The organism is Streptomyces sp. NPDC127097 (assembly GCF_042724075.1).
Classification (GTDB): Bacteria; Actinomycetota; Actinomycetes; order Streptomycetales; family Streptomycetaceae; genus Streptomyces.
On the sequence record NZ_JBHXFI010000012.1, the window covers coordinates 36,804 to 55,139 of the forward strand.

The following is an 18,336-nucleotide window of genomic DNA, read 5'->3' on the forward strand; positions in this document are numbered from 1 at the left end:
TCCCACCTATGCAGACCCTCACCGTTGCCATCGGCCCGAAGGGCATCGACTTCTTCACCCAGCACTACGTCAAGGACGTGCTGGCGAACGACCTCAAGGGCATGAACTTCCCGGACCACGACGTCCCTGATATCGCGCGATTCGAGATCGAAAACTCCGGCTTCACAGTGGTCACCTGCGAGAAGCTGGACGTCAAGCTGTCCGATGGCAAGCTGCGGGGTTTCGAGCCCGCGTACCAGGGCGTCAAGCAGCAGGGGAACGGCACGTTCACGCTCACCTACGACGCCAAGGACTTCTCCGTGCCGTACCAGTGGACGGAGACATGGACCAAGGACACGTTCACCGTCAGGACCGGGCACGATTACGCGTCGCAGGGCCCGGACACCTTCGACTACCACCCCAGCATCGGCAAGCTCGACACCAGTGTGACGGTGAGCTTCACCTATAACTCTGGCCGCAACACCTACGACATCACCTACCAGAACTCGACCGCGACACCTTCCGACAGCAAGACCGACCCGCCGGGCGACAGCGTCATCCAGCACGAGAAGGAATTCTGGGGCGGCAAACACCTCAACACGGACGCGGTGGCCGCCATCGGCGGCGTCGAGTTCGCCAAGCCCGTCGAAAACGCGATCAACCCGATGCTCGCGTCCATCCCCGCCAGTGGCAAACTCACCGACGACATCACGTTCAACTTCGCCGTCGGTGACTCCAAACTCGCCTTCCCCGGCGACAACGGCCTCACCATCGGCGTCACCGGCGAAGTGACCTACAAGGGCACCCCCTACCCGGGCCCGCAGCCCGCGGCCCTGCCGGTGCCGACGCCGCCGACGGACGACCACCATCTGGAGGTCTACGTCTCCGAATACACGATGGGCGCCCTGCACTGGGCCTACTGGAAGGCGGGGAAGCTCGACTTCACCCTCACGCCGAAGGACATCCCGGACCCGGACAGTCTGAAGGTGGACACCTACCTCACCCTGGTGCCGGCGTTCAAGCCGTACAAGGGCTGCACCATGACCGCTCAGGTCACCCCCCTGTCGCTGCCTCACCAGGACATTCCCCAGACCTACGCGTTCGCCCAGGTCTACGAGTTCACCGCGGAGACCGAGAAGATCCTCCAGCAGCAGCTGCCGTCCGACGTGTACAACAAGGTGCTCAAGCACATGGACGGCAACGCCTACACCACGGTGAGCGACCTCACCACGGATCTGAGCGATCTCAAGATTTCCCAGGAGTACTACGCGGCCATCGAGAAGGCCACCGCGGTGATGGGCATGGTCGTCACCCAGAACCTCGAATTCACACTGACCGTCGAGGCCGACGACGAGAAGCCGAAGATCGTCTTCGATCTGCTCCGCACCGACATCCTCCGCGACCTCAAGCTCGGCGCCGCCGGCAACGTCCAGACGATGCAGTACAGCTTTCACAAGGTGATGTTCCAAGCCACGCTCAAGTCCTCCGACGTCCCGCACATCGACCAGACGACGTTCGGCAGCACCGTGTGGCCCATCGTCGGCGAACCGCACTACGACAAGGTCCTCGAAGACCTCGGCAGTAAGGGCGTCGCACTGCCGATCGTGCAGGACTTCACGTTCCTGTTCGACCAGGCCGTGCTGAGCATCCAGGAGCACTACGTGTCCGTCCTGGCCGACGTGCGCTACAAGACCGTGTAGGGAGCACACCATGCCAGGACCCGGACAGTTCGCGGGCAAGCTGCTTTTCGCCTCCACCGGAGGGTCTTCCACTGTCTATCTGACCACGTTCGAGGTCCACGGCAGCGGCGGGAAGAAGATCCCGGTGCCGGGGATGGCAGCGACGGACGTCACACCGGCCGAGCGGGTGACGCTTTATCAGGACGACGGCGGCGGAACGCTGATCCGGCTCGCCGGCCTGCTGTGGATCCGGCTGGACACGAACACTGGCTGGCTGACCCTCACGGACAACGCCACCCAAGCGGCCGTCTTCGAACTGTCCGGGTCGCCCTTGGGCACAACATGGAAGGTCCGGACGTCCCAAGGGGCCAAAGCAATCACCTACAGCGTGGACAAGCTGGCCCCGCTCCTCACCATGACGGACGACGCCTCGGGTGTCTTCGCCCCACAGACCGTCACCCCCGGTCTCGACGACATCCGGCGCACCAAGTCCGCCGCGGAGGCCGATCTGCGGCAGCTGATTCTGGCCGGTGCCGACCTCTCCGGCGTCGACCTCAGCAGGGCGGATGTCACCTCCAGCGACCTGACCGGAGCCAACCTTTCGTCCGCCGACCTGAGCCACGCCACGCTCGCCGGCACCACCTTGACCGGTACCCACTGCGACGGCACCGTACTGAACGACACCGACCTGACCGGTGCCCGGCTCGAAGCGGTCTCCTGGGGCAAGCTGCGGAGCGCGGCCCATGTCGTGCTCGCGCAGAGCCACGCCCGCGGCGCGGTCCTCGGCACCACCGCCGGCTCGGGCCCCGGTTCCGCTCCGGGCGATCGGCACCTCCTCGACTGCACCGGCGCCAACCTGTCCGGCGCCGACCTCCGCGCGGCGACCCTTTCCGCCTGCAACCTGACCGGCGCCCACCTCGCGGGAACGCTCCTCTCGGACGCCAAGCTCGTCGGCTCGGCCCTCGACAAGGCCGACCTGAGTGCGGTCGTCGCGGTCGGCACCGACCTGAGCAAGGCGACACTGCGCAACGTCAACGGCCCGGGAGCGAACCTCGCCCACGCCGACCTGTCGGGTGCGGACCTGTCCAATGCCCGGCTCGGCGCCAAGGCGTTCCTGTTCACCCTCGACTCGGTCACACCACAAGAGCTCGATGTCGCCAAGTACGCCCCGGATGACGTGGTCGCGGCCTTCGCCAAGCACGGCGTCACCCTCTCGCCGCACGACGAGGTCGTCTCCGTGCTCAAGGGCACCCGCTGGCGCATCGCGCGCTACACCCTGCAACTCCACGACGGCGGCCCCGGCATCGACGCCCTCACCGACCAGGTACGGCCCGCCGTTCTGCGCGGCGCGGTGTGCGAGGGCACCCGGGCAACCGCCGCCAACTTGGCGGGAGCCGACCTGCACGGCATCCAGTGGTTCGGGACCGGTGCCACGGTCGACCACGTGGACTTCGACGGCGCCGTGCTCGCGGGCGGCTACCTCCAGGGGATCCGGCTGACCCAGTCGTACCTCTCCGGTACGGACCTCAGCGACTGCGTCCTGATCCAGGCCAAGCTGCCCGGCTGTCACGCCGCGCCGGGAGACGGCCAGCGGCCCTTCTCCCTCGCCGGAGCCCTGCTGCACGGGGCCGACTTCAGTGACACCACGCTCCGCTCGGCCCTGCTCGTCGACGCCGCCGTCGCGACAAGCCGTGGCGTCCCGCTCTTCGCACTTCCCCCGGCCGCCCAGGCTTCCCTGGACTCCGGAGACCTGCACGCGCTGGCTGACGCCTTCACCACGGCAGGCCAGCCGCTCGGCGACGGCGCCAAGGTCCAGAAAGTCCAAGCCCGTTTCCTGGACAACTCCAAGGACCCGAACACCGCCGCGCCCCGCGTCTACCGCGTCACGGTCCGCCCCAGCGAACTGCGCGTCTTTGACGACAGCACCGCGCGCTTCCTCTTCAAACTGCCCGCCGCCGACGCCCAGTATCTCAACGCCCCCACGGCCGGTTCCGAACTCATCGCGGCCTTCAAGCAGCAGAACTACACCCTCGCCACCGACGCTCCCATCAGCGCCGAGAACTACTGGGAGATCACCGCGGGCACCGTGACCGTCCAGCCCCGCCCGGCCGCCTACCCCACCATGCGCGTCTACACGGGGCCCACGGACCTGCCCGTCTACGGCTGCGTCCTGGTCCGGCTGCGCGACCGGCCCCAGCAACCGGAGGTGGCCTTCGCAGCGACGACGGCCCTGGAGACGGCGCTCGACGCCGACTCCGTCGGACCCAGCGGCTATCCCCGCTCGCAGGTGGACGCCGAACTCCTGACCTGGGAAGAGTTCCTCACCCCGCCGGTCTGACCACCGTCGGCTGCATGCGGGGGTGGTCACGTCGAGCCACGGCCCGGGCGTCGCCCGGGAGATGCGCGATGCGGTGTCGACCCGCGCCTGGACCCCGTCGGTGGCTGGGGCATTCCCACCACCGACGGGGTCCACGCTGCGCGTCGTCGCTAGGGACTTTCGTTTGGATCATCGGGCTGACCAGAGGAAGATGCCTACGATGTGGAGTCCGGCCAGGTAGATGGTTGCGGTCTTCTCGTAGCGAGTGGCGATGCCTCGCCACTGCTTCAGGCGGTTGATGCACCGCTCGACGGTGTTGCGCTGCTTGTAGGTCTCACGGTCGAAGGCCGGCGGCCTGCCGCCCCGGCTGCCCCGTCGCAGCCGGTGCCCGCGCTGATCCGCCGGAACCGGGATCACCGTCAGGATGCCGCGTTTGCGCAGGGGGTCGCGTATGGCGCGTGAGCAGCGGGCATCTGCGGCGAGATGAATCTTCGTGCTCAGCCCGCCGCGGGACCGGCCGATGGCATGGTCGGCCGGTTCTCCGGCCGGGGCCCCTTTTTGCGGGCCCCGGCCGCGTGCTGGTGAGCCCGCACGATCGTGGAGTCCACCGACACGGCCCAGGTCAGGTACTCGTCCGCGTCAGCCTGGGCCATCAGCGCGGTGAACACTCGCTCCCAGGTGCCGTCCAGGGCCCACATCCGCAGCCGGTTGTAGACACCTCTCCAGTTTCCGTATTTCTCCGGCAGGTGGACCCACTGCGTTCCGGTCTGGAACTTGAAGGCGATCGCGTCGATCACCTCCCGGTGATCACGCCAGCGTCCACCCCGCTTCGGCGTCCGGTCCGGAAGCAACGGCTCAATTCGCGCCCACTGCACATCTGTTAACGGCACACCCGGACCAACGACCGACTGATCCAAACGAAACTGCCTAGAACTTGCCTGTATGGAGGTCGTGAACCGCTCACACAGAGTCGCTGTCCTCTCTGAACATGCCGCCGGTGTGCCAGCCTGTGGGCACCGGCTCCCGCGACACCGCCGGTCTTCGACGCGACCTCGTCGGAGCGAACCCCATCGCCGAAACAACGGCTCAGGATGCCGAAGCCGCCCACCCATGGTCAAGAGCGGCTGTAGGAGGGGCAGCCGTGCCCTGGCTGGTGGAGTAGGCCACCGCCCAGGCGCCCTCGCGAGAGGCCGACTGATCTGGGCAAGTTGCCCGGGGCGGATGCGGGAGCGCACCATCCGATCATGTCAGCCACGGAACCCCAGAAGTCCGGCGAGCAGGCTCCGAGCGCCGCTCCCAGCAGCAAGGACGCATGCAGGCAATCGTCACCATGTCGGGGCTGCTCGGCCTACTGCTCACCGCGATCCAGTACTGGGCGGTGGACCGCTACTTTGCCCAGTTCGACGTCTCGCCGGAAGAAGTCGGGCTGGACACCACCGTCCTGCTCACACGGGTCGCCACGATGCTGGTCTTCTTCGGCGTTCTCGTGCTCCCCCTCCTGATGTTCTGGCCGGGCGTGCTGGCACGCGGCGTCGAACGGGACTCCGACCGGAGCCGCCTCGCCAGGTTCCTGGCGCGCGCCTTTCGATGGAGCGCCGTGGCGCCCGAGCGATCGAGTCCGCGCAGAGGGATTACCTGGCGTACGTGATCGGGGTCCGGCCGCTGTACGTACGCGCCGAATTCGCCAAGACAGAGGGCACCCCTACGCATGCGGCTGGCCCGATGCTCTAGGGAGGGAAGGCCACCGGGACGCACAATGGCTCCACCCATGACATTTACCCAGGTCAGAGCCGTAATGGCGGACGAGTCGGCCTGTACGCCGGGTTCTGTCGCCCCCGGTCCTTGCGGGCCGGGGGGAGACGGCCATCCATCTAGGGCTGTCGTTGCCGGCAGCCTCGTGCGGTCTACCCGCGGACTCGGGCGGGCAGCCCTCGGTCGTCCGCGCAGGGGCATCAGCCGATGCCCCCTCTTGACCTTGCTCCGGGTGGGGTTTACCTAGCCCTCCGAGTCACCTCGGAGGCTGGTGGTCTCTTACACCACCGTTTCACCCTTACCGGAGGCCGAAGCCTCCGGCGGTTTGCTTTCTGTGGCACTGTCCCGCGGGTCACCCCGGGTGGGCGTTACCCACCACCCTGCCCTGTGGAGCCCGGACGTTCCTCGGGAGGATCGTGAGATCCCCACGCGGCCGTCCGGCCGGCTCGTCCGCCGTGCCGACCATGCTACCCGTAGGGGGCACCCGTCCCTGCCAGGCCCGTTACCGGGGCCGTGAGCGGGGCAGTTCGTGCTTGACCTTGTCGCAGCGGCAACGTTTCTACTGAGCGCATGAGAATCGGTGAGCTTGCAGGTCTGATCGGGATCAGCACCCGTGCCGTGCGCCACTACCACCATCTCGGGCTGCTGCCCGAACCGGAGCGCCGGGCCAACGGATACCGGGACTACGGACTGCGGGACGCGGTCGCGCTCGCGCGGGTGCGCCGGCTGACGGAGCTGGGGCTCGGGCTGGACGAGGTGCGGGACGTCCTCGCCGACGACGCCGGGCGCGAGCTGTACGAGGTGCTGGACGAGCTGGACGCGGACCTGGCCCGGCAGGAGGAGGAGCTGCGGGTGCGGCGGGCCCGGCTGGCCGCCGTGCGCCGGCAGGCCGCGGAGCACGGCGGGCTGCCCGCCGAGGGGCCCGTGTCGGACGAACTGGCGGCGCTCTTCGCCGAGATGGCACGTACCTCGGCGGCGCGGCCGGGCCCGGAGCCCGCCATGGCGTCGAAGGAGCGGGAGGTGCTGGCGCTGCTCGAATCGATGGCGGGCGAGGAGGGGAACAAGCGGATGGTGGAGCTGCTCGGGGAGGCGACCGCGGCGCCGGGGGCGATGGAGCGGGCGTACGAGGTGTACGGGCTGCTCGATGCGCTGGTGGACGCCGGGACGGACGACCCGCGGGTGGCGGAGGCCGCGCAGGCGCTCGCCGACTGCATTCCGGACTCGATGATCGCGGAGGTCAGCGGGGAGGACTGGGCACGGGCGGCCGGGCCGGGCGCGGAGACGGACGGCGGCTTCCTGGCGGCGTACTACGCGCACTTCGCACCGGCGCAGGCCCGTGCCGTACGCCGGGCGCTCCAGCTGGTGGCGGAGCGTGCGCGATGAGCCGGGGCACCGCGCTGCGCCGGCTGGCCGCCCATGAGGGGCGGTGGCTGAGGAGCCTGGCGTGGTGGGTGGCCCGGCGGCGGATCGGGGTGGCGCCGGGTGAGCGGGCCCTGGGGTATGCCGGGGCGCAGGCGGCGATCGTCTACGGGCTGACGTTCGTCTGTGTGGTGGAGACGGCCGGGTTCGGGGTGCTGCTCGCCGGCAAGGCGGTGGTGCACGAGGTGATGCTGTTCGTCGATGTGTACACGGTGCTGACGGTGCTGGGGTTTCAGGCGGCGGCGGTCACCCGGCCGCATGTGCTGGGGGCGGCGGAGCTGCGGCTGCGGGACGGCGCGCGCCGGGAGATCCGGATACCGCTGGAGCGGATCGCCTCGGTGCGCTACGACCTCCGGTTCGTGCGGGAGCAGCAGAAGGACGGCGGCGGCGAGGTGGCCGAGCTGGCGGTGGCGGGGCAGACCTCGGTCACCGTCGAACTGTCCGAACCGGTGGTGGCCGTCCGGCTGTTGGGGCGGCGGGAGACGGTCCGTACGGTGCGGTTCCACGCCGATGAGGCACGGGCGGCGGTGACGGCGGTACGGGAAGGGATGGCGGCGCGGGCCGGGGCGCTGGGGGCGGGCGGGGCACCGGAGGCGGGTGGGGCGTCGAAGGCAAGCGGGACGACTGAAGCCGCCGGGGCGCCCGAAGCAGGCGCGGCCCCCGTCAGGCAGGAGTGAAGCGGACCGGGTAATGACCCGGTTCGGCCTCGGTGAGGCGGACCGGGATGCGGTGGCCGAGGGGGAGGGCGGGGCCTTCAGGGGCGGTTTCGACGGTGCCGATGACGGCCGGGTCGTAGAGGTGGACGGTGCCGTGGGTGGGGTCCTTCTCCTGGATCTCGACGACCAGGGCCTCGAAGATCTCGCCGACCCGGTCGCGCAGCAGGGCCGCCTCGACGAGGTCGACACAGGCCCGCTCCACCTGGTTGGCGCGCTGGGTGCCCAGCTCCATCTCCCGGGGCAGTGCGGGCAGCGCCGTGCGGACCCAGTCGGGCGGTGCGGCGCCGGCCGAGGCCGCCAGGCACAGCTCGGAGGTGTAGCGGTCGACCAGGCGCCGCAGCGGCGCGGTGGCGTGCGCGTACGGGGCGGCGACGGCGGCGTGCAGGGCGTCGGAGGCAGCGGGCGCGGTGCCGTCGAAGACGGTGTAGCCGGCGCCGCGCAGCAGGGCGGTGCACTCCTGGAGGAAGGCGGCGTGGGTGGCGCGGCGCGGGTCGAGGGTGCGGATCAGCGCCGCGTACGAGGTGTGATGGGGCCAGTCGACGCCGAGCGCACGGGCGGTCAGCCGGAGCCGGGCGACCGAGCCGTCAGGGGCGGTGGGCAGCGTACGGAGGATGCCGGTGCCGGAGGCCAGCATCAGCTCGGCCGCGGCCATGCCGGTGAGCAGGGAGATCTGCGCGTTCCAGGCGTAGGCCGGGAGCGGGGCGCGGTATTCGAGGGTGTAGCGGCCGTCGTGCTCGACGATCTCCTGCTCGGGGACGTTCAGGGATATCGCGCCCCGGGCGACCTCCCGCTCCTCCCGCAGCCGTCCGATCTCGCGCAGCAGGGCGAGGGGTTCCTCGGCCGTCCGGTCGTCGAGGATCCGCTGGACGCCCGCGTAGTCCAGTCTGGCCCGCGAGCGGACCAGCGCGCGGCGGACGGAGGTGCTGGTCAGGGCGCCGTCCGCGTCGAGATCGAGCTGCCAGAGGACGGCCGGGCGGTCCCGGTCGGGCAGCAGGCTGGCGGCGCCCTCGCTCAGCACGTACGGGTGCAGCGGGACCCGCTCGTCGGGGAAGTAGAGGGTGGTCACCCGGTGGTGTGCCTCGGCGTCCAGGGCCCCGCCCGGCGTGACGAAGGAGGCGGCATCGGCGATGGCGTAGTGGACGCGGTAGCCGCCCCCGGCCTTCGATCCGGGCGGCGGCGGGCGGCGGGACAGGAACACCGCCTGGTCGAGGTCGAGGGTGCCGGGCGGGTCGAGGGTGAAGAGGGGGAGGTCGGTGGCGTCCTCCAGGGTGTGCTCGGTCGCCACGGCGCCGTCGGCGGCCGGGATCCGCGGGGCGCGGGCCGCGCTCTCCGCCTCGGCCTGTGCCGTGGGCGGGAAGTGGTCCGGGATCTCCAGCTTGCCGCGCAGCTCATGCAGCGCGACACGCAGCGGGGCCTCGGCTGCGTCGGTCACATGCATATGGAGACGGGGCATGACACCGAGCGTATGGCGGGTGGCCGCTCCCGGCGCGCCGTGCGGGGGGGGCCGCCCCGGGTGCGAGCCCCCGGCCCCGGGCTCCCGGCGCGGTCTTCGCCCGCCCGCCGCAGGCCCTACGCTTTCCCGGGGCCGCACCCCCGCCCGTACCGCCGCGAAGGAGAACCACCGTGCTCGTGCTGTTGCCGCCGTCCGAAGGGAAAGCCTCCGCGGAGGCCGGGGCGCCGCTGGACACCGGGGCGCTGTCGCTGCCGGGGCTGACCGCGGCGCGCGAGACGGTGCTGGCGGAGCTCGTCGAGCTGTGCGCGGCGGACGAGACCAAGGCCCAGGAGGTGCTCGGGCTCAGCGACGGCCTCAAGGGCGAGATCGCCAAGAACGCGGGGCTGCGGACGGCGGGGACCCGGCCGGCCGGGGAGATCTACACCGGGGTGCTCTACGACGCGCTCGGTCTGGCGTCGCTGGACGCGGCGGCGCGGAAGCGGGCCGAGCGGTCGCTGCTGGTGTTCTCGGGGCTGTGGGGGGCGGTACGGATCGGCGACCGGATTCCGTCGTACCGCTGCTCGATGGGCGTGAAGCTGCCGGGCCTCGGTGCGCTGGGCGCGTACTGGCGGGCGCCGATGGCCGAGGTGCTGCCGGCCGCCGCCGGGGAGGGACTGGTGCTCGACCTGCGGTCCGCGGCGTATGCGACGGCGTGGAAGCCCAAGGGCGAGCCGGCCGGGCGGACCGCGACGGTGCGGGTGCTCCAGTCGAAGACCGTGGCCGGTGTGGAGAAGCGGACGGTGGTCAGCCACTTCAACAAGGCGACGAAGGGGCGGCTCGTACGGGATCTGCTGTCCGCGGGGCTCGATCCGGCGGATCCGGCGGAGCTGGTGGCGGCGCTGCGCGAGCTGGGTTACGCGGTGGAGGCGCAGGCTCCCGCGAAGGGCGGCAAGGCGTGGGCCGTGGATGTGATCGTCACGGAGCTGTAGACGGGGGCGGGGGCCCGCGCGCCCGCGCCCGTTGCATTATGCGCAACGCTCGTTGCGGAGAGTGGACACCCGGGCGCACCATGAGCGACGTGACCAGCGCCGCCTCCTCCCCCGGGCCCGCCGCCCCGTCCGTCCTCGGGCTCGCCCCCGTCATCCCGGTCGTCGTGCTGCACGACGCCGCCGACGCCGTACCGCTCGCGCGTGCCCTCGTCGACGGCGGGCTGCCCGCGATCGAGGTGACGCTGCGGACGCCCGCGGCGCTCGACGGGATCCGGGCCGTCGCCGAGAAGGTCCCCGAAGCGGTGATCGGCGCGGGCACCCTGCTCACCCCGGGGCAGGTGGCGGCCGCCCTGGTGGCCGGCGCCCGCTTCCTGGTGAGCCCCGGCTGGTCGCCGCGGCTGCTGGGCGCGATGAAGGACTCCGGGGTGCCGTTCCTGCCGGGTGTCTCGACGGCCTCGGAGGTGGTGACGCTGCTGGACGAGGGCGTCACCGAGATGAAGTTCTTCCCGGCGGAGGCGGCGGGCGGCACGCCGTATCTGCACGCGCTGGCCTCGCCCCTCCCCCAGGCCCGCTTCTGCCCGACCGGCGGGATCGGCCTGGATTCGGCGCCGTCCTATCTGGCGCTGTCCAATGTCGGCTGCGTCGGCGGCACCTGGATGCTGCCGGCCGACGCGCTGGCCGCGAAGGACTGGGACCGGGTGCGCCAACTCGCCCGGGAGGCGGCGGCGTTGGCGGCCTGACGGCGGTGCGTACGCGCACGGGCCCGGCGCCCCGGTCGTCCGGGGTGCCGGGCCCGTGTGCATACAGCGGGTACCTGGCGGCCTACGGGAACGCCCCGCTACCGCAGATGGGAGGTGTCGTTCAGCAGCCGCACCGAGGCGTTGCCGTCGGAGAAGTACGCGACGGCGGAGAGCGATGCCGCGGAGAGCTCCATCCGGAACAGCGACTCCGGCGGGGCGCCCAGCGCCAGCCGGACCAGCATCTTGACCGGTGTCACATGCGTGACCAGCAGCACCGTCTTGCCCGCGTACCGGGCCAGGAGCTTGTCCCGGGCGACGGCGACCCGGCGGGCGACCGACGCGAAGGACTCACCGCCTCCGGTGGGCGCCACCCTCGCGGAGCCGAGCCAGGCGTCGAGGTCCTCGGGGAAGCGCTCGCGCACCTCGGCGAAGGTCAGCCCCTCCCAGGCCCCGAAGTCGGTCTCGCGCAGCCCCTCCTCGATACGGACCTCCAGACCGAGCCGGGCCGCGACCGTCTGGGCGGTCTCCCGGCAGCGCCGCAGCGGTGAGCTGACGACGGCCTGGATCGAGCCCCGGGCGGCGAGCGCGGCGGCGGTCGCCTCGGCCTGCCGGCGTCCGGCGGCGGAGAGCTCGGGGTCGGTGCCGCCGCTGCCGGAGAACCGCTTCTCGGGGGTCAGCGCGGTCTCGCCGTGCCGCAGCAGGACGAAGGTCGCGGGCGGACCGAGGTCGGGGGCGCCCCAGCCGGCCGCCGGGGCGCTCGGTGCCGCGTCCGCCGCCTCCGCCGATTCGACGGCCTCGTCGGCGGCGCGGGCGGCGGCACTGCGGGCGGGCGCGGCGGCGGTGGCGAGCGCCGCCCTGGAATTGCCCGGTTCCCACTGCTTGCCGATCTTTCCGGCGTCCATCGCCTCGTTGGCGAGCCGGTCGGCGTGCTTGTTCTGCGCGCGCGGGATCCACTCGTACGTCACCCGGTCGGCCGGGAAGACCGACCTGGCCTCGGCGGCCAGCGGCTTCATGTCCGGGTGCTTGATCTGCCAGCGCCCGGACATCTGCTCGACGACGAGCTTGGAGTCCATCCGCACTTGGACGCACGCCTGCGGATCGAGGGCGTGCGCCGCCCGCAGGCCGGCCACCAGCCCCTTGTACTCGGCGACGTTGTTGGTCGCGGTGCCGATGAACTCGGCGGCCTCGGCCAGCACCTCGCCGGTCTCCGGGTCGAGGACGACCGCGCCGTAACCGGCCGGCCCCGGATTGCCCCGGGAGCCGCCGTCCGCCTCGACGATCAGCGTGCGTGCCACGGCCTAGAGACCCGAGTCGGGCGTACGGACCAGGATGCGGGTGCAGTTCTCGCAGCGCAGGACCGCATCGGCGGCGGCCGCGCGCACGTCGTTGACCTCGGTGATGTTCAGCTCCAGCCGGCAGCCCTCGCAGCGGCGCTGGTAGAGGCGGGCCGCGCCGACGCCGCCCTCCTTCGCGCGGATCTTGTCGTAGAGCTTGAGCAGATCGGCCGGGATGTCGGCGACGGTCAGCTCGCGCTCCTTGGAGACCGTCGCGCGCTCGGCGTCGATCTCGGAGTACGCCGCGTCCCGGCGCGTGGTGGCGTCGTCGACCTTGGCCTGGATGGCCTCGACCCGGGAGGTGAGCTCGGTGACCCGCTCCTGGGCGGCCTCCCGGCGCTCCATGACCTCCAGGACGACGTCCTCCAGGTCGGCCTGGCGCTTGGCCAGCGAGGCCAGTTCGCGCTGGAGGTTCTCCAGGTCCTTGGGGGAGGTGACGGCACCGGAGTCCAGGCGCTTCTGGTCGCGGGCGGCGCGCTGGCGCACCTGGTCCACGTCCTGCTCGGCCTTGGTCTGCTCGCGGCTGGTGTCGCTCTCCTCGGTCTGCGCGGCGACGAGCAGGTCGCGCTGCTGGATGAGGTCGGCCTCCAGGGTCTGAAGCTCGGCCAGCTCGGGGAGGTTGTTGCGCCGGTGGGTGAGCTGGGTGAGCCTCACGTCCAGGGCCTGGACGTCGAGGAGGCGGATCTGGTCGGCGGGCGCGGCGTTCAGCGTGGGGCTCCTGTGGTGTGCGTCGGGGTGACGAGTCGGGTGGACGCCGCGTGGGCGGTCCAGGGATCGGTGACCGTACGGGAGACATGCGTGCGCAGGCCCCAGTCGTGCCGGTCGGAGACCGCGTCGAGCTGGGCCGCGGCCTGCTCGCACCACGGCCATTCGGTGGCCCAGTGGGCGGCGTCGAGCAGCGCCAGCGGGCTCTTCTGGGTGGCCTCGGAGGCCGGGTGGTGACGCAGGTCGGCGGTGAGGAACGCATCCACACCGGCCGCCCGTACGTCATCGAAGAGACTGTCGCCGGAGCCGCCGGAGACGGCGAGGGTCCGGATCTCACGGTCCGGGTCGCCGGCCGCCCGGATGCCCTGCGCGGTGGCGGGCAGCCGCTCGGCGGCGTGGGCGGCGAGCTCGGCCAGCGTCATCGGATGCGGCAGCTCGCAGATCCGGCCCAGGCCCCGGCGGCCCGCCGGATCGCTCGGGTCCGGGACGAGGGGGCCGACGATGCGCAGGTCCAGGGCACCGGCCAGGGCGTCGGAGACACCGGGGTCGGCGGTGTCGGCGTTGGTGTGCGCGACATACAGGGCGATGTCCTGCTTGATGAGGGTGTGCACGACCTTGCCCTTGAAGGTGTCGGCCGCGACCGTCGTCGTACCGCGCAGATAGAGCGGGTGGTGGGTGACGAGGAGGTCGGCGCCGAGCGTCACCGCCTCGTCGACGATCTCCTGGACCGGGTCGACGGCGAACAGCACACGGCGGACCTCCGCGCCGGGGTCTCCGCAGACCGTGCCGACGGCGTCCCACCCTTCGGCCCGCTCGGGGGGCCAGAGGGCGTCGAGCGCGGTGAGGACTTCAGACAGTACGGGCACGGATGGAAGGTTACCTCCCGGCCGTGACTTGGCGTCGGGTCCTCCGCCCCTGCCCCTCCACCACCTTCCCCCTAGGGGAACGCGGGAACGCACGGCCTCGCGCCCGCCCGCACGGCCCCGTGCCCGCCCGCACCGGCCCCGGGGCGGGAACCCGGAGCACAACCACGGCGCCCGGTACCGGCGAACCGGACAACTGCCACCCTTACGCGTGAAGTACCACAACTTGCGGCGTTCGGCCGGGAGTACGAAAACTAGCTTCGGTTGCCGACTGGAGGTGACCACTCGATGACGATCTGTGCCACTGAGGACACCATGGCGCCGGCCGGCCCGCTCGCCGGGCGCCTGACGATCGCCGCCGACGGCTCGTACGCCGCCCGGCTCGCCCGGCACGACGACGCCGCCGGAAGCTGGTTTCCGGAGCGCTGGACGCTGAGCGGCCCCGAGCCGTACGCCGTGCCACTACAGGGCACCCAGCCCGAGGAGCCGGACAGCGCCCTGCTGCCGCTCACGGACGGGCGGGTGCTGATCCTGCGCCGGGTCGCCGACCGCTTCGCCGTCTCGCTGCTCTACCCGACGGGCCCCGGAACGGGCGAACTCCTGCTGGGCGCCGTGGCAGCCCCCCGGCTGGCCCTGCTGCCGCCCGCCCCGGACGGGACCCGCGCGCACGCCCTCGCGCCCGGGGCGGAGTACACCACGCTGTGGCTGGTGCACGGCGGGGCGAACGGGCCCGAGCCGGTCACCCGGATCCCGGGGCGCTGCACGGGTGGTGTGTGGCTGGACCGCGGCGGCCGACTGCTGGCGCTGGACCGGGAGTTGGACGGCCGGACCAAGACCGTGGTGGTCGACCTGGAACGGGGCGGCGAAACCGGTCTGCTGCTACAGATCACCGAGGAGAGCAACGACCGGCTGCTGCTGGCCGATCCGGACAGCGGGCTGCTGCTCGTGCACTCGGACGCCCCGGGGCACGACCGGCTGGGCTGGGGCGTACTGGGCAGCAGCCGGCCGGTGCGCTTCCCGGAGTGCCTGCGGCCCACCAACGGGACGGCCACACCGTTCGCGGTCCAACCGGGGCAGATGCTGGCGCCGGAGAGCTGTGCGGTGGCCTTCCGGATGGCCGGGCCGAGCGGCACCTGGCTGGGCGTCTGGCGGCCCTCGGGGCGGCAGTTGCGGCAGTACCCGGCACCGGAGGGCTGGCTGGCGGGGACCGGCCTGTGGACGGCGGACGGCGAACTGCTGCTCCCGTACGCGACGGAGGCGGAGCCGTGCGGGGTGGCGCGGAGGGCTTTGGGGGTGGAGCCGGTGGCACCGGTGGAACGGGTGGCCGTGGGGTCGGTGGAGCCGGTGCGGCCTGGGGAGACGGGGCGGCTTGGGGAGGCGGGGCGGCCCATGGGGCCTATGGGGCCGGTGCGGCAGGTGGCGCCGACATGGATGGCGGGGCCGACGGGGACGGCGGGCTCGACGGGGACGGCACGGCCGGTGGCGCCTGTGGCGCCCGTGAGACCCGTGGCACCGCCGGTGGAACCGTCACGTCCGGTGGAGCCCGTGGAACCGGTGGAGCCCGTAGAACCGGAGGAGGCAGCACAGCCGGAGGGTGCCATGAAGCCGGATGAGGCGTCGCCCTCCGGGAGCGGCGCCGGGGGCGGCACCCGGAACGGCGCGGAGATTGTCCCGGATGCAGCGGATGCCGACAACCGCTCCACAGCATCTGCACAACCCCAGGGCGCCGACGCGGAACCGGCGCGCCTCCCCGGACATCCCCAAACATGCAGGCCAGTTCCCTTGCAAGAGGCACCTCTGGCGGCCCGCCAGACCCGGTGGAGCGCGATTTCCGGCCCCGTTAGAATTTCGGGCGGGGGCTGCGCAGCCGGTTGACCGGCCACCGGCAGTGCCGCTCGGGAGCAGCCGTGGCGGGCGTCGGGCGAGGTCCCGACGCGTATAGCTGTAAGCGAACTGACGGAGTGACTCTTTTCATGTCCGAAGCCCGAACCGACACGACCCAGGCGCGCCCACAGGAGGCATCCGCCCAGGCCGCCGAGGCCGCAAGCTCCGGCAGGCACCGTGGCCCGGCCGCCGCGGAGGAGTCCGGCTCCACCCCTCATGGCCGGCACCGCCGGGACAAGCAGACGCAGGACGCGTAGCGCCGGTCCGGCGCGCCCGGACCGGCGGACCGCACCACGGCCGTGACCGCCGCACCGCTCGACAGCGGGCGGTGGCCACGGCCGTGGTGCGTACTCCGTCTTGTGCGGCCTTGTTCAGCCGCGCTTGAGGGCCAGCACTTCGGCCGCCGCGAAGGTCTCGTCCGGCGGGCGCCGTGCGTAATACGGCGTCAGCAGGTCATCGAGCTCCGCGTAGCTGAAGACGTCCTTCGCGGTGTCGAACTTGGCGGCGATCCGCGGGCGTTCGGCGATGGCGACCATGCCGCCGTGGACGACCAGCAGCTGACCGTTGACCCGGGCCGCGGCCGGTGAGGCGAGATAGCCGACGAGCGGTGCGACATGTTCGGGCGCGAGCGGGTCCAGGGCGCCGTCCTCGGGCTCCTGGAAGCCGGCGAACACGTCCTCGGTCATACGGGTGCGGGCGCGCGGGCAGATCGCGTTGGCGGTCACACCGTATTTGCCGAGTGCCAGCGCCGTGGAGGTCGTCAGGCCGACGATGCCGCCCTTGGCCGCGGCGTAGTTGGGCTGCCCCGCCGAGCCCGCGAGGAACGCCTCGGAGGAGGTGTTGACGATCCGGCCGTGGACCGGGCCGCCGGCCGCCTTGGCGCGCTCGCGCCAGTGGGCGGCGGCGAAGTGGGTGGTGTTGAAGTGGCCCTTGAGGTGCACGCGGATGACCGCGTCCCACTCGTCCTCGGTCATCGAGAACACCATCCGGTCGCGCAGAATGCCCGCGTTGTTGACCAGGATGTCGAGCTGCCCGTAGGTCTCGACCGCCAGCCGCACCAGGGCGCGGGCCTGGGCGTGGTCGGCGACATCACCGAGGTGGGCGACGGCGGTGCCGCCCGCCGCACGGATCTCGGCGACGACGTCCTCGGCGGGCGCCGAGGAGGCTTCGCCGGAACCGTCGCGGCCCGGCTGCCCGTAGTCGTTGACCACGACCCGGGCGCCGAGACGGGCGAGTTCGAGGGCCTCGGCGCGGCCCAGACCGCGCCCGGCGCCGGTGACGATCGCGGTCAGGCCCTCCAGTGGCTGTGCCATTCCTGTCCTCTCCAGTGGTCGCGGCACGCGGTGCGGTGCGGTGCGCTGCGAGGGGTGAACGGTGGGCGTCAGAGCGCTATACAGGTGCGCAGCGCGGTGCCGGAGCGCATCTGGTCGAGTGCGTCGTTGATCTCGGCGAGCTGGACGCGATGGGTGATCAGTCCTTCCAGGTCGATCCGGCTGGCCCGCCACAGGGCGATGGCGCGCTCGTAGGAGCGCAGCACATCCGCGCCGCCGTACAGGGACGGCAGGATCCGCTTCTCGTCGAAGAACAGCTCGAACATATTGACCTGGAAGGTGTCGTCCATGGCGCCCGCGCCGACCACGCACAGGGTGCCGCCGCGCCGGGTCATCTCGTAGGCGGTGCGGGCGGTGGCGGACTTGCCGACCACCTCGAAGACGTAGTCGAAGCCCTCCCCCGCGGTGATCCGGGCCTTGGCGTCGGCGAACTCCTCCGGGGCGACGGCCTCGGTCGCGCCGAAGCGGAGCGCGGCCTCCCGGCGGGCGGGCACCGGGTCGACGGCGATGATCTCGGCCGCGCCGCTGGCCCTCGCCCCCTGGATGACGGAGATGCCGACGCCGCCGCAGCCGATCACCGCGACCGAGGAAGCGGCCTCCACCTTGGCCGTGTTGAGGGCGGCTCCGAGCCCGGTGGTGACACCGCAGCCGATCAGCGCGGCGATCTCGTACGGGACGTCGTCCGGGATCGGGACCGCGCAGTTGGCGGCGACCACGACCTCCTCGGCAAAGGTGCCGGTGCCGGCGAAGCCGAAGACGTCCCCGCCGGGGCGCCGGAAGTTGGGGGTGCCGGCGTTCATGAAGCCGGCCAGGCACAGATGGGTCTGGCCGCGCCGGCAGGACGGACAGCTGCCGCAGGCGGGCAGCCAGCACATCAGGACGCGGTCCCCCCGGTCGAGGCCGGTGACGCCGTCGCCCACGTCGAGGATCTCGCCGGCGCCCTCGTGACCGGGGACGAAGGGCGCGGGCTGCGGCAGTACCCCGTTCATCGCCGAGAGGTCGGAGTGGCACAGTCCGGTCGCCCGGATGCGGATCTTGACCTTGCCGGGGCCAAACCCCACCGCCTCGATGTCGTCGAGGACTTCGAGCTTGTCCTGCCCTGTCTCGTGCTGTACGGCTGCGCGCATGTCACGGCTCCTCTCGTACGGACGGCCGGTCCGGGCCCGGTCCGGACCGGCGGGGGCGTGCCTGACGGA

Annotated in this window: 15 protein-coding genes, 1 other RNA gene and 1 pseudogene; 9 read left to right on the forward strand and 8 right to left on the reverse strand. The window is 71.9% G+C overall.

All coding sequences use genetic code 11. The annotated features are described in order from the left end of the window. Nucleotides 1–8 precede the first annotated feature (8 nt). A complete protein-coding gene (locus ACFWJW_RS12435) occupies nucleotides 9–1,679 on the forward strand; it encodes a hypothetical protein (RefSeq protein ID WP_387238694.1) in 1,671 nt (556 codons plus the stop codon). 10 nt (nucleotides 1,680–1,689) lie between these two features. Further along, nucleotides 1,690–3,996 (forward strand): pentapeptide repeat-containing protein, encoded by a 2,307-nt coding sequence (locus ACFWJW_RS12440; RefSeq protein ID WP_387238697.1) that lies wholly within the window; start codon nucleotides 1,690–1,692, stop codon nucleotides 3,994–3,996. Nucleotides 3,997–4,164: 168 nt separating this feature from the next. Here the strand turns inward: ACFWJW_RS12440 and ACFWJW_RS12445 are convergent. Then, nucleotides 4,165–4,892, reverse strand: a pseudogene (locus ACFWJW_RS12445) (IS5 family transposase). Nucleotides 4,893–5,287: 395 nt separating this feature from the next. On the opposite strand from ACFWJW_RS12445, the gene ACFWJW_RS12450 reads away from it, so the two are divergent. Beyond that, a complete protein-coding gene (locus ACFWJW_RS12450; RefSeq protein WP_387238699.1) occupies nucleotides 5,288–5,623 on the forward strand; it encodes a hypothetical protein in 336 nt (111 codons plus the stop codon). Nucleotides 5,624–5,774: 151 nt separating this feature from the next. On the opposite strand, the gene rnpB is transcribed toward ACFWJW_RS12450, so the two are convergent. Then, nucleotides 5,775–6,176, reverse strand: an RNA gene (gene rnpB / locus ACFWJW_RS12455) — RNase P RNA component class A. Nucleotides 6,177–6,297: 121 nt separating this feature from the next. Between rnpB and ACFWJW_RS12460 the strand changes: the two genes are divergently transcribed. Together ACFWJW_RS12460 and ACFWJW_RS12465 are read left to right on the forward strand one after the other, a co-directional pair. Beyond that, complete coding sequence (locus ACFWJW_RS12460) at nucleotides 6,298–7,110, forward strand: MerR family transcriptional regulator (protein ID WP_387238702.1); 813 nt, start codon at nucleotides 6,298–6,300, stop codon at nucleotides 7,108–7,110. Beyond that, nucleotides 7,107–7,823 (forward strand): hypothetical protein, encoded by a 717-nt coding sequence (locus ACFWJW_RS12465; RefSeq protein WP_387238705.1) that lies wholly within the window; start codon nucleotides 7,107–7,109, stop codon nucleotides 7,821–7,823. Before ACFWJW_RS12460 ends, ACFWJW_RS12465 begins: the two co-directional genes overlap by 4 nt. On the opposite strand, the gene ACFWJW_RS12470 is transcribed toward ACFWJW_RS12465, so the two are convergent. Beyond that, nucleotides 7,810–9,315: an RNB domain-containing ribonuclease gene (locus ACFWJW_RS12470; protein WP_387238708.1), complete on the reverse strand. Its 1,506-nt coding sequence runs from the start codon at nucleotides 9,313–9,315 to the stop codon at nucleotides 7,810–7,812. The genes ACFWJW_RS12465 and ACFWJW_RS12470 overlap by 14 nt on opposite strands. A 170-nt stretch (nucleotides 9,316–9,485) precedes the next feature. Between ACFWJW_RS12470 and yaaA the strand changes: the two genes are divergently transcribed. Together yaaA and eda are read left to right on the forward strand one after the other, a co-directional pair. Further along, nucleotides 9,486–10,283, forward strand: coding sequence for a peroxide stress protein YaaA (gene yaaA / locus ACFWJW_RS12475; RefSeq protein WP_387238710.1), 798 nt, complete (start codon nucleotides 9,486–9,488; stop codon nucleotides 10,281–10,283). Between the two features lie 80 nt (nucleotides 10,284–10,363). After that, nucleotides 10,364–11,023: a bifunctional 4-hydroxy-2-oxoglutarate aldolase/2-dehydro-3-deoxy-phosphogluconate aldolase gene (gene eda, locus ACFWJW_RS12480; RefSeq protein WP_387238713.1), complete on the forward strand. Its 660-nt coding sequence runs from the start codon at nucleotides 10,364–10,366 to the stop codon at nucleotides 11,021–11,023. 98 nt (nucleotides 11,024–11,121) lie between these two features. Here eda and ACFWJW_RS12485 read toward each other — a convergent pair whose 3' ends face one another. From ACFWJW_RS12485 to ACFWJW_RS12495, 3 genes are read right to left on the reverse strand one after another with little or no spacing between them, the layout of a single operon-like run. Continuing rightward, entirely contained in the window at nucleotides 11,122–12,318 is a 1,197-nt protein-coding gene (locus ACFWJW_RS12485) for a bifunctional RNase H/acid phosphatase (RefSeq protein WP_387238716.1), read from the reverse strand. A gap of 3 nt (nucleotides 12,319–12,321) precedes the next feature. Beyond that, the gene (locus ACFWJW_RS12490) at nucleotides 12,322–13,065 is read right to left on the reverse strand and encodes a zinc ribbon domain-containing protein (RefSeq protein WP_387238985.1); all 744 of its coding nucleotides are present in this window, start codon (nucleotides 13,063–13,065) and stop codon (nucleotides 12,322–12,324) included. Further along, a complete protein-coding gene (locus tag ACFWJW_RS12495) occupies nucleotides 13,062–13,928 on the reverse strand; it encodes a Nif3-like dinuclear metal center hexameric protein (protein WP_387238720.1) in 867 nt (288 codons plus the stop codon). Before ACFWJW_RS12495 ends, ACFWJW_RS12490 begins: the two co-directional genes overlap by 4 nt. A 285-nt stretch (nucleotides 13,929–14,213) precedes the next feature. Here ACFWJW_RS12495 and ACFWJW_RS12500 point away from each other — a divergent pair, with 285 nt between their 5' ends. Both ACFWJW_RS12500 and ACFWJW_RS12505 read left to right on the forward strand, forming a co-directional pair. Then, nucleotides 14,214–15,800 (forward strand): hypothetical protein, encoded by a 1,587-nt coding sequence (locus ACFWJW_RS12500; RefSeq protein WP_387238723.1) that lies wholly within the window; start codon nucleotides 14,214–14,216, stop codon nucleotides 15,798–15,800. Nucleotides 15,801–15,898: 98 nt separating this feature from the next. Beyond that, the gene (locus ACFWJW_RS12505) at nucleotides 15,899–16,066 is read left to right on the forward strand and encodes a hypothetical protein (protein ID WP_167539201.1); all 168 of its coding nucleotides are present in this window, start codon (nucleotides 15,899–15,901) and stop codon (nucleotides 16,064–16,066) included. A gap of 114 nt (nucleotides 16,067–16,180) precedes the next feature. On the opposite strand, the gene ACFWJW_RS12510 is transcribed toward ACFWJW_RS12505, so the two are convergent. Beyond that, nucleotides 16,181–17,122 carry a 3-oxoacyl-ACP reductase gene (locus tag ACFWJW_RS12510; RefSeq protein WP_387238726.1) on the reverse strand — a complete coding sequence of 314 codons (942 nt, stop codon included), beginning with the start codon at nucleotides 17,120–17,122 and terminating at the stop codon, nucleotides 16,181–16,183. Between the two features lie 68 nt (nucleotides 17,123–17,190). After that, nucleotides 17,191–18,267: a Zn-dependent alcohol dehydrogenase gene (locus ACFWJW_RS12515; protein ID WP_387238729.1), complete on the reverse strand. Its 1,077-nt coding sequence runs from the start codon at nucleotides 18,265–18,267 to the stop codon at nucleotides 17,191–17,193. Nucleotides 18,268–18,336 lie beyond the last annotated feature (69 nt).